We start from the raw sequence: 14,798 nt of genomic DNA on the forward strand, positions 1-14,798 counted from the left end.
GGCTTATTTCAAGTCAATTTGGCTGTTTATAGTGTATTGAGGGTTGAAATCTTAAATAAGATTTGCCAAAAAGAAAACTAAGGGCTATTGTTTTTTGGTTTTTTCCGAATGGTTAAATCAGAGATTATTTGATTAACGCATACATACTTAACAATTTTTGAGGGAGCCTGGGTGCCGCTTAAAGCAAGCGCAGTATAAGATAATAAATAAGGATTATGCTCATCATTAAGCTGAACAGTTGGTTTCCCTACATTATTAATGCTGATTTTATGCTCATTACAATATTCACTTAACAGTTTTAGCCCTTCAACGCGTTCGGCTTTCGCCAAATGTGTTAAGCTAAAAAATACGAGTGATATGGTAACGAGGTGTTTCATTAATTTGCCGCAAAGCTAGTTTTAATCTTTTACAATATGAAATTACGCATGCTCAAAAACCATACCTCTATTCCTAAATCTATTAATCGATATCTTTTTGCGCCCAGCAGTACGGTAAATGCAATCAATTTTTAACATTTAACGATACAAAATCGCTGTACATCGTCACATCGCCGTTACCCAGCAATAGGTTTGCTACTTTTATTTTAACGAAGCAAAACAGTATAACCATGGAAAGAAAAAATTTCATCAGGAGTTTAATGATTGGGGCAATCTCCACTCCGGTAATTATCGAAGCTTGTAAAAAAGCCGGCACTACAGAAGGTAATACGACCTCAGGTTCAGGAACGGCAAATACATCAGCAGGAACAAATGGAACCTGTACCGTTGCACCTACTGAAACGGAAGGCCCATTTCCTACAAAAGTTCCGGCATCGTATGTACGTAGCGATATTACCGATGGCAGAAGTGGTTATAAAATGACAGCCAAAATTACCATAGGAAATATCAATAACAGTTGCGCTGCTCTGGCAGGTGCCATTGTAGATATCTGGCATTGCGATGCCGAAGGCAATTATTCTGAATATGGTGGCACGGGTATGCAGTCAACCAACTATCAATCCGTTCACTTTTTACGTGGCCGCCAAACAACTGATGCAAACGGCCTGGTAACCTTTACTTCTATTTTTCCAGGTTGGTACAGCGGGCGTGCAACACATATCCACGTACATGTTTACAGTGCAAGCGGCACCTCATTAAGTGTAACACAAATTGCTTTTCCGGAAGGTGCGGGAAGTGCTGTTGCGCTGGTTAATGGTTATGCAAAGGGAATGAATGGTTATACGTACAATAACGCAGACAATGTTTTTAGTGATGATAAGGCCGGTGTAGAAATTGCTAAAGTAACCGGAACAACTGCTGCTGGTTTTGATCTTACATTTAAACTAAACGTAAAAGCATAATATTTGTCCTATTTTTTTTATTTTGACAGACGTTAGGAATTCCTGGCGTCTTTTTTAATTTTATACCATGTCCCAAAAAATAATTACGCTTTGTTATCGGAAAATCATTGATGACTCTAATTCCAGTCATTGGGATAAGTTTGTTCATGAAGATAGCTTTTTAGAGTTTAAAATGCAATCTCAGTTTTACAATCAAGATGGAAAATACAGCTCATTTGCAGAATTGTTAATGCATGTTCCGGGGGCAGATAAACTTCATTTTTTGGTGAGCGCTGCCATTACAGGTTATTTGCGGCAGCTTAATGGCATTATACCCGATATTCTGGACAACCTGGGCAGGCGTTTTCTTACTTTCGAAAATTTTAAGTTCGAAATCATTAATTCGGATTTTACCGACATTGAAAAACATAAGGTCGCCATCAATTTTTTTTCGAAACCATTGGTGTGGCATGAGAGTATAGATAATCATTTGCTGGTTTCTCAGTTTACTGAAGCTGAAACGGAAGAGACATTTACGAATCTCTTTCAGATTCAACCCTTTGTAAGTATCCATTCAATTAAAACAATAAGTTAGGATGAGTCCAACACCTGGAAAGATTTTTTTAGCCGATCAACGGGGATTAACAGAAAGCAATATTTTAAGGCGATACAGTACCTTTAACTTTGAAAAATATAACGATGAACACCGGCAGCCATCGGGAACATTATTTGTTTGTAATGATGAGTCGATAGCCGCAGGAAAGTTAATTTTTTTCCTATCGAAAGAAGATTCCTACCAAATATTTTTCCCTATTACCGGTGGTTTAGATATTGTTCAGGGCGGAAAGGAATTCGCTGTTGATACCGGACAAGTACAAGTGCTTAATTTGGGTAAAGGTGAAGTTTTGGAGATTAGTAATCCCTACCCTAATGATGTGATTAATTATATTCAAATTGGTTTGACCACAGATCTGTTTTTACTCAGGGCGAGCGAAATGCTTTTTAAGTTCGATTTTGATCAAAACAAGAACCAGCTCATTGAGATCGTTTCTACACCTAAGTTATCATTTAAATTAAGTGCAGGTATTTTTGATGGTCGCGTGGAAGCAACTTACACCTTAAATAATCCTGATCATAAATTCTTTTGTTTGGTTATTGATGGTGCATTTGAAATTGAAGGCAGGTTGATGCATGCCCGAGACGGATTGGCACTTTGGGATGTTGAAAAGGTTGAGCTGGAAGCCTTGAGCAATAATGCCATTGTTCTGGTATTGGAACATTTTTAGATTTTTAAAATTATTTTGATTTAAGACTTAGGTTTTCACCTAATACGACAAAGTCGTATTGCTATTAATGCGCTCGTTAGAAACGAGCGCAAGCGTGAAACGAGCGCAAGCGTGATTGACCACAGATCTGTTTTTACTCAGGGCGAGCGAAATGCTTTTTAAATTCGATTTTGATCAAAACAAGAATCAGCTCATTGAGATCGTTTCTACACCTAAGTTATCATTTAAATTAAGTGCAGGTATTTTTGATGGTCGCGTGGAAGCAACTTACATTTTAAATAATCCTGATCATAAATTCTTTTGTTTGGTTATTGATGGTGCATTTGAAATTGAAGGCAGGTTGATGCATGCCCGAGACGGATTGGCACTTTGGGATGTTGAAAAGGTTGAGCTGGAAGCATTAAGTAATAATGCCATTGTTCTGGTATTGGAACATTTTTAGATTTTTAAAATTATTTTGATTTAAGACTTAGGTTTTTACCTAATACGACAAAGTCGTATTGCTATTAATGCGCTCGTTAGAAACGAGCGCAAGCGTAAAACGAGCGCAAGCGTAAAAATTTCATTGCCGTTGACTTCAGTCAACGGACGAATAAACAGTTTTGATGCAATGGGTTTTGCGTTAGGGATTGTAAGGGTTCAGTACCAATTTTTCATTGGTACCGCAGCGAAGCGGAGCCCTGAAAAGCCCGACCCTTTCCCGATCTTTCTTCGGGATTGGGAACGCCCAAATTGGTTTTCAGTTGACAATTTTCAGTGAGCAGTCTGCATTTTCCACTTTTTACTTTTTACTTTCAACTTTTCACTTTCAACTTTTCACTTCTTCCCTTCATCAAATATGACACCCTGCTTAAATTAATGCAGATTGAAACTTTTATCTTCGATAAATCGTTAATACAAGCACATGAGAGGTTTTCGTTTTTCTGATTATAAGCCTGGCGATACGCCAAAGGGTGGGTTTGATGAGTTGCTGAAATTATTTAGCGAATTGCTAAATTATACGGCAGGAGATGCGGCAGAGGCATTGAGTTGGTTAAACGAGCTCGACAAACAATACAAATTAACCAATAATGATTACGGCATTGGTAATTTCATAGATGATTTAAAGGATAAAGGTTACCTCACTGAAGATAATCAATCTGGCGAATTTAAGATCACAGCCAAAACAGAGCAGACTATCCGAAAATCAGCACTGGATGAGATTTTTGGTAAGCTTAAAAAATCGGGAAGGGGAAATCATAACAGCAATCAATCGGGCATTGGCGAAGAAAAAAATGCCGATCGCCGGGAATATAGCTTTGGCGACAGCCTGGATCAGATCGATATGACCGCATCTATCCAGAATGCCCAGATCAATCATGGAATTAACAATTTCACCTTGACTGACCGTGATTTGGAAGTGGAAGAAAAGGATTTTAAAACCCTGACTTCAACCGTGTTGATGATCGATATTTCGCACTCCATGATTCTGTATGGTGAAGACCGCATAACGCCAGCTAAAAAAGTGGCCATGGCTTTAGCCGAGTTAATTAAAACCAAGTACCCGAAAGACACTTTGGATATTGTTGTTTTTGGTAATGATGCCTGGCCAATCACGGTGAAAGATTTACCTTACCTACAAGTTGGGCCTTATCACACCAACACTTTTGCAGGCCTGGAACTGGCTACGGATTTACTTCGTCGCCGGAAAACCCATAACAAGCAAATTTTTATGATTACCGATGGTAAACCAACTTGCCTGAAAGAAAATGGAAAATATTACAAAAACAGCATGGGTTTGGATAGAAAGGTAATAAACAAAACCTTGAATATGGCCGCCCAATGCAAGCGGTTGAAGATTCCGATTACCACCTTTATGATTGCTAAAGACCCATACCTGCAACAGTTTGTTCGCCAGTTTACTGAAATTAATGGTGGCAGGGCCTTTTACAGCTCTTTAAATGGCTTAGGGGAATACATTTTTGAAGATTACATTAAAAATAGAAGAAAAACAGTAAAGTAACAGGAGTTAAAGGTTGTAAGTTTCGGGTCATGAGTTTGCTACAGTCGCTCATGATTTTTCGATTTAGACATGCGACCACACCCTGTAACTCATAACACAGATATATGCAAAACACAACTTTAGGCCAATTAAAGGCAACAAATTATAAATCAAGATCAGTTAAAGAAGAACTTAGAGAAAACCTCATCAAAGTTTTACGCGATAAAAAAACAGAGTTTGAAGGAATTATTGGATATGACGAAACCGTTATTCCAGAACTGCAGACTGCTATTCTTTCACGACACAACATTTTACTTTTAGGTTTACGTGGACAAGCGAAAACGCGTATTGCCCGTTTAATGGTAAATTTACTGGATGAATATGTGCCATATGTTGCCGGAAGCGAAATTTTCGATGATCCTTTAAATCCTATTTCATGGTATGCCAAGCATGAAATTGAAACCAAAGGAGATGAAACTGAAATCGCCTGGTTACACCGCAGCGAACGTTACACCGAAAAGCTGGCTACGCCAGATGTTACCGTTGCCGATTTAATTGGCGATGTTGACCCGATTAAAGCAGCAACATTAAAGTTAACCTATAATGATGAACGGGTAATTCACTTCGGATTAATCCCAAGGGCGCACCGCAGTATTTTCGTGATCAATGAGTTGCCAGATTTACAGGCCCGTATTCAGGTAGCTTTGTTTAATATGCTGCAGGAAAAAGACATCCAAATTCGTGGTTTCAAATTACGCTTGCCTTTAGATATTCAGTTTGTATTTACCGCAAACCCTGAAGATTACACCAATCGTGGTAGCATTGTTACACCACTGAAAGATAGAATTGAAAGTCAGATTTTAACCCACTATCCAAAAAGCATAGAAGTTTCGCGTAAAATTACTTTCCAGGAAGCGAAACTTACCGTAGAACAAAAAGACAATATTGAAGCTGACGGACTGGTAAAAGATTTAGTTGAACAGATTGCTTTTGAAGCCCGTAAAAGTGAATATATCGACCAGAAATCAGGTGTTTCGGCTAGATTAACCATTTCAGCTTACGAAAATTTAATCAGCACAGCCGAACGTAGAATGTTAATTTCAGGCGAGAAAAACACCTTTGTTAGGTTATCTGATTTGGCTGGAATTATTCCTGCCATTACTGGTAAAATAGAATTGGTTTATGAAGGTGAACTGGAAGGTCCGGCTCATGTAGCCACTACTTTAATTGGCAAAGCGGTAAAAACTTTGTTTGCCCGTTATTTTCCCGATCCGGAAAAAGCCAAGAAATCTAAAACGGCCAATCCATATACTGAAATTACAGAGTGGTTTACAGAAGGGAACAATGTTGATGTAACAGACACCTTAACCAATTCGCAATACAAAAAAGCATTGATGCTGGTGCCAAGTTTGTATGATACCGTTAAAAAGTTCCATCCTAAATTAAGTGAAAATCAAACGCTGTTACTGATGGAGTTTGTATTGCATGGCTTAGCAGAATATTCTCAGTTGAGTAAGAATTATTTAAATGGCGGTTTCGGATTTTCTGATATGTTCGGCAGTTTATTTAATGCCGAATTTGACGAGGAAGAAGATGAGGACGATTTCAGATAGCAATTAAATTATACATTTTACTAGCTTTGATATTTCTTTCTGACAGGAGAGAAATATCAAAGCTTTTTTATTTTAAAATAAACCTCTAAATGGGAAGATTACCTTTCATTATTGCAGCCTGCATACTCATTACCGCCTTCGATATTTATTGTTTCAATGCCTTGATGGCCGTATTTAAAAACTGGAAACCGCGAACAAAGAAGATCTTCGGGATTTTATACTGGACTTTCAGTATGCTTTTAATTGTTGGCATTTTTGCAGGTATCTATCTTAATCTTTTCCTAACGCTCCGGGCCATTATACTCGTGGCTTTCTTTTTAACCGTTGCCTGCAAAATGGCTATGCTTCCTTTTTTGGTGATAGATGATTTACGCAGATTATTTATCAGGCTTTTTAGAAAGAAAGAAGTGGTAAAGGATCAGCCCATCAGTGAGGCAGAACCAATTTCGCGTTCAGAATTTTTGGTGAAAGCTGGTTTAGTGGCAGCGGCAGTTCCGCTAACTTCTTTGAGTTGGGGCATCATTTCCGGGGCTTACGATTATCAAATCCGGAAGGTAAATCTAATTCTCCCAAACCTTCCAAAAGCTTTTGACGGCATCACAATGGCTCAAATTTCTGACATTCACTCGGGAAGTTTCTATAATAAAACAGCGGTAAAAGGTGGCGTAGAAATGTTACTTGCAGAGAAACCTGATTTCGTTTTCTTCACCGGTGATTTAGTGAATAACCTAACCAATGAGGTGAGAGATTATCAGGATATTTTCTCTAAAGTTAAAGCACCCTTAGGCGTTTATTCTTCTTTAGGCAACCATGATTATGGTGATTATTATTTTGGAAAAGAATCATCGCCTGCAAAGGTTAAAAACCTGAAAGATATGGTTGATGTACACAAGATCATGGGTTACGATTTATTAATGAACGAAAACCGCAGGCTTAAGGTTGACGGCGAGGAAATCGGCATTTTAGGCATCGAAAACTGGGGCATGGGTCGTTTTCCGAAATATGGTAAAATGGAATTGGCGGTAAAAAATACCGATGATTTACCGGTTAAACTTCTATTAAGTCATGATCCATCGCATTGGCGTGGCGAAGTGTTAGAAAAATATCCACAGATTGATGCCATGTTCAGCGGACATACCCATGGAATGCAATTCGGTGTTCGTTTAAAAGAGTACCAGTGGAGCCCGGTTCAGTATATTTACAAAGAATGGGCTGGCTTATACCAGGAACAGAAACAACAACTGTATGTTAATGTTGGCTATGGTTTCTTAGGATATCCGGGCAGAGTTGGCGTTTTGCCAGAAATCACAGTTTTCACCCTGAAGAGAGCTTAAGGAAATGAGTGAGTTTTGAATGAGTGAATTCTGAATTTTGAATGAGTGAATTTTCTGCCAAAAGCAAAAAAACATTCAATCATCTAATCAATCACTCATTCAATCAATCAATCATTCATTCACTCACTCAATCATTCAATAAGTTATTAACCTGCGTTAAAGCGGTAACCAACACCTCTTACGGTTTGCAGCAATTGTGGATTATCAGGGTTTAATTCGATTTTTTTACGCAAACGAACGATATGCATATCCAGTGTACGGGTGTTTACGTCAGAATTGTAACCCCAAACCACCAACATTAATTCATCACGATTGATCACTTTCCCAGGATTACGCAGAAAGTAAAGCAGAATGCGGTTTTCCAGAATCGTCAACTCAATTTTCTTTCCATCTCTGAATAAAGTATGAATATTTGGATGATGCTCCATGTTACCAAAACGGTGAATTTCGGCAGTATCTTTATTCACAATGAACTTTACTTTACTCTCCAACATCGCCACCAAAACATCCATATTAAATGGTTTGGTGATATAATCTGAAGCTCCGAAATTATAGGCATCAATTTTATCTACATCCTGCGCTTTAGCAGTCATCATGATAATCAGATTTTCGAAACCTTGTTTACGTACATTTTCGCAAACTTCTGCGCCTTGCTTTCCTGGCATCATCCAGTCCAACAGTACAATATCCGGCTGGTCGGCAATAATCATTCGCTCGCCTGATTCACCATCATTGGCCTCCAATACATTATAGCCTTCAGTCTTCAATCGATGGGCCACTAAAAAGCGAAGATTTTCATCATCCTCAACAATTAATATTTTTACTTCTTTAGACATTATTTGTGTATTTATGTTGTAAAGTTCTAAGGTTGAAATGTTAAAAGTTGTTCAGAAAGCACAACAATCGAACTTCACTATATTTAATTTTTAACTAATCAATTCAAAGTAGACCAAAACTTTTCACTTTCTACTTTCAACTATTATAAGGCAGCACAATTTTAAATTCTGTACCGTTGCCCACTTTGCTTTTTACAGAAATTTCTCCCTGCATAAAGTTAACCAGTTCTTTGCAGAAAGCCAAACCCAGGCCCACACTTCCCATTTGGTTGTATTCATTCTGTATTCTAAAAAACTTTTTAAAGATATTGTTTAATTCTGAAGATGGAATGCCAATTCCTTTATCAGTAAAACGAAAAACCAAAACACCTTTAATTAATTTAGCACTGATATGCAGCTTTTTGTTTGCCGGTTTTGAATATTTATAAGCATTTTCAGCCAGGTTATCGAATAAACTGCCTAACAATACCGGATCGGTGATAAAACTTTTAAAGCCAAGTATCTCATAGGTGATTTTGAAATCAGGATGTTTTAATGTGTGCGATTCAATTGTACTTTCAATAAAATCTTCAATATTAACCTGCTCCTGATTTAACTTTATTGCCTTATTTTCAATTTGAGTAAAGGCTAACAGCTTGTTCATTAAACCATTCAGTTTGTCAGCCTCTTCATCCAGGATTTTGCCATAAAGCTGCTGTTCTTTATGACTTAAAGCTGTTGCACTTTTAATATTATTCCCTGCAATTTTAATCACACTAACAGGTGTTTTAAATTCGTGGGTAAGGTTATTCACAAAATCGTACTGCAGCTTGAACATTTTGCTATTGATGTTCAAATTGCGGTAAATTAAAAAAGCAACCAATAGCAACACACCGTAAACCAGCAAAAGCACTAATGCAATTGGCATGAAATAGATGAATATTTCCTTCTTGATGTATGATTTGGATGAAGTGAAGTAGAGTTTGAAATCGGAAAATGCACCAGGAAGCGCTATTTCAGTGGTCATGTTTTCATCCGAAGTATCAATTGGATCGTAAGTTAATGGCTCAACCTCAATTTTCTGATACAATAAAGGGCGTGTATTTATCACTTTAATTTTGTTCGGATCGAGCTGAAAAACCAGCATATCCTGCTGATAAATGGGCAGCGGATTAAGCTTGCGGCGCATCATATCCTTATAAATCTTCAAATCCTCACGCCTTGGAATATTTAGGTAAGTGATCTTATTCGACTTAACCACCGAAAAATTGGTAAAAAGCTCTTCCTGAGTGGGAACTGCGGCTGTATCCAACTGATCTACAAAAGTAACCAGTTTGTAGGCCATGGCATTAAAATCATCGCCAACTTTGAATGATCGTGTATCGTATTCTGAAAACAGCTTCACCGAATCGGGTGAAACGGTTTTTCCAAACTGAAATATCGATTTCGGACCGATAGATAAATTTCCTACGTTCATTCCATCCTTAACCGCTATATTTTTCACTTCGGTATCGTAGAAAGTAACTTTTGCAATAAACGGATATTTAATTGTTACCGTATCTACAAACTTTGCAGCAGTTGCCGAATCTAAAAACCCGTTGTAGTAAGAAATTTCGGGCATTTTATTCTGGAAGAAATCGTTGTAGGCTTTGATGCTTTGCTCTAAAACATTTACCTTTTCAGATACGAATTCGTTCTCAATAGATTTTTTACTGTAATTAAACGCTAAAAATAAAGAGAGGATGAAAAGAATTGAGATGAGTATAATGAAGGTAACGCCAAGCGAGGAATTTTTCCGGTAACCACTTTTTTTATCCAGGGCCATAACCTATTTCTTACTCAAGTTTGTTTTTAAAAATTCTTCCAAAGCTTTATATAAAGCCGTTCTACCTTGCTGGCGTAATACCGGATTTGGTCCTTCCTCTTTTTCTATGTACGTAACAGGTACATTTCGTTTTTTCAACTCTTTAATGAACTGAACCCCTTCTGCTACGTTTACCCTCGGATCTTTTGGATTTTGTGCGATAAATAAGGGTGACTTGAAACGATCAGCATGAAAAACAGGCGAAGCGAAACGCATATAATCAGTATCGGTTACAGGGTTTCCTAAAATCTCATAATACATCTGCAGGTTCGACTTCAAAAACGGAGGAATCGTTTTCAAGTAACTGAATAAATTGATTACACCTGAATTTGATCCGCCACAGCTATAAAGATCGGGATTTTTATACAAACAATTTAATGCAATATAACCTCCAAAACCATTTCCATAAATGGCTACTCTTTTCGGATTCGCAATTTGCTTATTTATTAACCAGCGTACGCCATCATTCACATCTTCCTGTATTTTATCACTCCACTGCTTAAAACCAGCTGCATAAAAAGATTTTCCATAGCCAGCTGAGCCTCTGTAATTTACCTGTAAAACAGCATAACCACGGCTGGCCAAAAATTGTACCTCAGCATTGTAACCCCAACTGTTTCTTCCGCCCGGGCCGTTATGTGGTAATACCACAACTGGTAAATTAGTCGCTTTTTTATTTCTTGGTAAGGTTAAATAGCCGTTAATGTGTAAGCTATCGCTACTCATGAAACTAATAGGCTTCATATCGCTCATCACTTCTTCATCGATGGCAGAATTGATATCCGTAAGTTTTCTAAGTTTATTTTGGCTGGCGGTATAGAGATAATAAGATCCCGGATTTTTATCTGTAAATGTTCTGATGACGAAAACATTTTCCATTTTATCCTTCTCCATAATGCGCCACTCAGAGCCCGGCAAAAGCTGATCGATCTTACTGTAAGTGTTCCTCGATTGATCATCGAGATAATATTTTTTCTTCTTCCAGGTTTCGCAGGTTACAAATAACATCTTCTTTTGCATACGCGAGTACCTTGCATCAACAACATTAAGCGTATCGTTTGCAAACAACACCTTTTTCTCCTTGCCATTCTTTAAATCTAAAGCTACCAGAGCATTTTTATCGCGATTTACGTTTGAAATGGCGTAAAGTACGTTCGGTTCTTCTTCCGAAAAAGCAATGGGTTGGAAAGTAGTTTCAAAGTTATTGGTTAAAACCGGCTTAAAAGTTTGAGTTTCATTTTCGCGATATAAAAGGGTTTCATTCACTCCATCACTGGCTACGGCAATCTTCAATACCCCTTTATGATCAGTCATCCACTCCGTGATATTCCCCGGATTTTTCGCGGCAATATCCATTTGTCCGTTACGCACATTTAGGCGGTAAACATCAAAAACGGTAGAATCTCTTTTATTTGAAGCAACTACGATGTATTTATCATCAATCAGCTGATCTTCAATTACCCGCAGCCGGGTCTTCTCGTTTGCACTTAGCTGAACTTGTTTGCTGCCATCTTTATTGATAACGAATATGTCTGATCGCCGATCTTTTGATTCATCCTCTGTATAATAAATCAGTTCGTTATTGCTGGTCCAGAAATGAAAACTGATTGTTTTTTCGGTTAAGTGAGTAAGCTGAACACTGTTTCCAGTGGCCAGATCCTCTACGAAGAGGTCTAGTTTCCGGTCTTGTAGCTTCAGGTACGATAAACTTTTACCATCTGGAGAAATGTGATAGTAAGCTTTATCAAAGGTTTTAAAAAAATCATCTACAGGTATGGTTTGCTCATTCCGGGAGCCCTTACACCCCCAAATTGAAGCTACTAATACCAATAAAATAATTCTTCTCAACATAAATATTTTTTCACGGGATGACAAAAATAAATATCCCGATTAGTTAACCATGCATTACACCAACAATGTTACCTATTGATAAAAATCAACCTGCGGCTCAATTTAGTATTTATAAAATGGAGACAAAATAAAAAGCAGGTAACATTATTATTAGAATTAAAACTGCACCGCTTTGCTCTAAACTAAATCCATTTAGGCAACGTTTGTTGTTCAGAGTTTTAGCTTTCGCCGTTTTTAATTACATTTAAAGCTTATAATTAAGATCATGAATCGATTAATCGTCTTTGTATTTTTTCTTTTGACCTTTAGCTCAGAAGCTCAGATTTTGCGATCGAATCCATCTATTGTTGCCGATGAAACTCCTTTAATTATCCAATACTATCGCGATGGTGAATATGAAAAAGCCCTTGTTTTATTAGAGAAGATTTTTGCAAGCCCTAATAATGAAGGATATTTCGATATTTATTTTAATTCACTACTCAAATTAAAGCGTTATGATGTTGCCGAAAAAGCAGTTAAGAAACTGATGAGGCAGCATCCGGAAAATGATGCTTATCCCATTGCTCTGGGAAAACTATATCAGGAGAAGGGAGACGTTCAAAATGGGAACAAGATTTTTAACGATATTATTAATAATCTGCCGAAAGATGAATTTAAGATAAGAAACCTGGCCAATAACTTCTACCGATTTGAAAACTATGATTTCGCCGTGCAAACGTTTAAACAAGGCAGAAAAATCCTGGGAAACGATCAGTTATTTATTTATGAGTTATTAAATATCTATCGTTTTAAGAAGGATAAACCCATGTTGATGCAGGAATATCTGGATGCATTGGCGACAATCCCTCAGCTGCTGCCACAAGCGCAGGCTGTTTTGCCAATGATTTTTGATGATAAAGCAGATTACCAAACGTTTCAGGTCGGAATTCTTAAAAAAATACAGAAAGAACCAGATGCCGAAATTTATATACAGCTGCTCACGTGGAATTATATCCAACAGCAGCAGTACGACATGGCTTTGCGCCAGTTAATTGCTTTTGATAAAAGAACAAAAGCTGATGGAGGCACACTTTTTAATGCCATTTATACTTTTGTGGATAACAGTGCTTATGAAACCGCAATTAAAGCTTACGAATACCTCTTAACAAAGGGTAAAGAGAATCAGTATTATCTTCCGTCGAAAATAGAGCTGTTAAATACCAAGTATAATATACAAACCGCTGGAAAATATACCACAGCAGAACTTGACCTGTTGGCAAAAGATTTTCAGGTTTTACTGGATGAAAATGGAAAAAATAAAAACACGCTATTTGCCATTAAAAGGTTGGCAAACCTGCAAGCCTATTATTTAAATCAAGCGGCACAGGCAGAGAAAGGACTTGAAGAGGCGTTACAAATGCCGGGATTAAATGGACAAGATATCGGGCAGTTAAAGCTTGAGTTAGGAGATATTTACATTTTAACCAACCAACCCTGGGAAGCATTTTTAGTTTATGAGCAAGTAAGTAAACAATTTGAAGGCCAGCCTATAGGCAACGAAGCCCGTTTTCGCAGTGCCAAACTTTCTTTTTATCAGGGGAATTTTGATTACAGCAGCGGTCAATGCCTGGTGTTAAAAGCGGCTACATCACAGTTAATTGCAAACGATGCGTTGAATTTAGGCTTATTAATTTCAGACAATATTCAAACACCAACAGACAGCAATGCTTTGAAAATGTATGCCGATGCCGAAATGCTGATTTTTAGAAATCGTCCGGAACAAGCCATTAAAAAATTAGACAGTATTGCCATTGCCTATCCTGAAAATGGCTTGGCAGATGCTGTTATGATGACCAAATCGAAAATCCTGATTAAATCAAACGAGTTTCAGAAAGCTGCAGATATTTTGAAAAAAATGACTGAAGATTTTAAAGACGGCATCTGGACAGATGATGCACTTTTTACCCTCGGCGACTTGTATGAAAAAAAACTAAACGATGTTGTTCAGGCCAAGCTGTATTTTCAAAAATTGATTACAGATCATCCTGGAAGTATGTTTAGCGCAGAAGCAAGAAAAAGATTTAGAAATTTAAGAGGTGATGGGGTTTCGTAAGCAAAATCTGAATCATCGCCAGTCCCAAACTACCACATTCCACGCTGTGGCTGAGCCATCTGTATAGGTATGTATGGTTTTAAAGCCCAATCTTTCGTGTGCTTTCATTGATCGCAGATTGATTGTCGCAATTTCTGTGATTGCAAATTCGTATTCCTGTTCAAAATATTTTCTATAAGCCTCGTAAGCCTGATCGAATAAACCCTGGCCCCGATAGGCCTTATCTACACAAACCTGCCCCACCACAATGTATTGATATTCTGCCACCGATTTCCCTTTGAACTGAATATGATCAAAACTTTCATACATTTCTACCAGACGTGGGATATCGTTTTTTGATTGTTCAGTCATTCCCAGCACGTAGGCGATTACCTGAACGCCATCTTTTATTATAATATTTGGCACATGCTGGTGCATTTTTTGCAAGTCATCAAGCGTGTGTGAAACAGTAACAAAACCCTGTTCTTTAATTTCTTCAGGAAACAGGCCAGCTTTTAGATTTTTTTGCTGAAGTGTTATGATTCCTTCGAGATCTTCAGTTGAAGTGGAAGTTAAAATTTTAATCATGTATTTTCAAAAAGTAGTTATTGCCGAAGATAAGAAATCCGCTTTCGAACTTATTTACTAACGCACATTTATTATCT

General features: G+C 37.6%; 13 protein-coding genes. 8 read left to right on the forward strand and 5 right to left on the reverse strand.

What is annotated here, in order from left to right:
• Positions 1–77: 77 nt before the first annotated feature.
• On the reverse strand, positions 78–377 hold the full coding sequence (locus R2Q70_RS01310) for a hypothetical protein (protein WP_316805884.1): 300 nt from the start codon (positions 375–377) through the stop codon (positions 78–80).
• 230 nt (positions 378–607) lie between these two features.
• Here R2Q70_RS01310 and R2Q70_RS01315 point away from each other — a divergent pair, with 230 nt between their 5' ends.
• The 7 genes from R2Q70_RS01315 to R2Q70_RS01345 all read left to right on the forward strand — a co-directional run bounded on the left by R2Q70_RS01315 (position 608) and on the right by R2Q70_RS01345 (position 7,532).
• Positions 608–1,339: an intradiol ring-cleavage dioxygenase gene (locus tag R2Q70_RS01315; RefSeq protein ID WP_316805885.1), complete on the forward strand. Its 732-nt coding sequence runs from the start codon at positions 608–610 to the stop codon at positions 1,337–1,339.
• Between the two features lie 67 nt (positions 1,340–1,406).
• Entirely contained in the window at positions 1,407–1,913 is a 507-nt protein-coding gene (locus R2Q70_RS01320) for a hypothetical protein (RefSeq protein ID WP_316805886.1), read from the forward strand.
• A 1-nt stretch (position 1,914) separates the two neighbouring features.
• Positions 1,915–2,604 (forward strand): hypothetical protein, encoded by a 690-nt coding sequence (locus R2Q70_RS01325; protein ID WP_316805887.1) that lies wholly within the window; start codon positions 1,915–1,917, stop codon positions 2,602–2,604.
• Positions 2,605–2,755: 151 nt separating this feature from the next.
• The gene (locus tag R2Q70_RS01330) at positions 2,756–3,046 is read left to right on the forward strand and encodes a hypothetical protein (protein WP_316805888.1); all 291 of its coding nucleotides are present in this window, start codon (positions 2,756–2,758) and stop codon (positions 3,044–3,046) included.
• Between the two features lie 462 nt (positions 3,047–3,508).
• A complete protein-coding gene (locus tag R2Q70_RS01335; RefSeq protein WP_316805889.1) occupies positions 3,509–4,606 on the forward strand; it encodes a vWA domain-containing protein in 1,098 nt (365 codons plus the stop codon).
• Between the two features lie 104 nt (positions 4,607–4,710).
• A complete protein-coding gene (locus R2Q70_RS01340; RefSeq protein ID WP_316805890.1) occupies positions 4,711–6,198 on the forward strand; it encodes a sigma 54-interacting transcriptional regulator in 1,488 nt (495 codons plus the stop codon).
• Positions 6,199–6,287: 89 nt separating this feature from the next.
• On the forward strand, positions 6,288–7,532 hold the full coding sequence (locus tag R2Q70_RS01345) for a metallophosphoesterase (protein ID WP_316805891.1): 1,245 nt from the start codon (positions 6,288–6,290) through the stop codon (positions 7,530–7,532).
• Between the two features lie 146 nt (positions 7,533–7,678).
• Here the strand turns inward: R2Q70_RS01345 and R2Q70_RS01350 are convergent, their stop codons facing one another.
• The 3 genes from R2Q70_RS01350 to R2Q70_RS01360 all read right to left on the reverse strand — a co-directional run bounded on the left by R2Q70_RS01350 (position 7,679) and on the right by R2Q70_RS01360 (position 12,062).
• The gene (locus R2Q70_RS01350) at positions 7,679–8,368 is read right to left on the reverse strand and encodes a response regulator transcription factor (RefSeq protein WP_010599064.1); all 690 of its coding nucleotides are present in this window, start codon (positions 8,366–8,368) and stop codon (positions 7,679–7,681) included.
• 136 nt (positions 8,369–8,504) lie between these two features.
• Positions 8,505–10,172 carry a HAMP domain-containing sensor histidine kinase gene (locus R2Q70_RS01355; RefSeq protein ID WP_316805892.1) on the reverse strand — a complete coding sequence of 556 codons (1,668 nt, stop codon included), beginning with the start codon at positions 10,170–10,172 and terminating at the stop codon, positions 8,505–8,507.
• Positions 10,173–10,175: 3 nt separating this feature from the next.
• Positions 10,176–12,062: a S9 family peptidase gene (locus tag R2Q70_RS01360; protein WP_316805893.1), complete on the reverse strand. Its 1,887-nt coding sequence runs from the start codon at positions 12,060–12,062 to the stop codon at positions 10,176–10,178.
• A 265-nt stretch (positions 12,063–12,327) separates the two neighbouring features.
• Between R2Q70_RS01360 and R2Q70_RS01365 the strand changes: the two genes are divergently transcribed.
• Positions 12,328–14,154 (forward strand): tetratricopeptide repeat protein, encoded by a 1,827-nt coding sequence (locus R2Q70_RS01365; RefSeq protein WP_316805894.1) that lies wholly within the window; start codon positions 12,328–12,330, stop codon positions 14,152–14,154.
• Between the two features lie 12 nt (positions 14,155–14,166).
• On the opposite strand, the gene R2Q70_RS01370 is transcribed toward R2Q70_RS01365, so the two are convergent.
• Positions 14,167–14,721 carry a GNAT family N-acetyltransferase gene (locus R2Q70_RS01370; protein ID WP_316805895.1) on the reverse strand — a complete coding sequence of 185 codons (555 nt, stop codon included), beginning with the start codon at positions 14,719–14,721 and terminating at the stop codon, positions 14,167–14,169.
• Positions 14,722–14,798: the final 77 nt, after the last annotated feature.

Source organism: Pedobacter agri, assembly GCF_032678665.1.
GTDB classification, from domain to species: Bacteria; Bacteroidota; Bacteroidia; order Sphingobacteriales; family Sphingobacteriaceae; genus Pedobacter; species Pedobacter agri_A.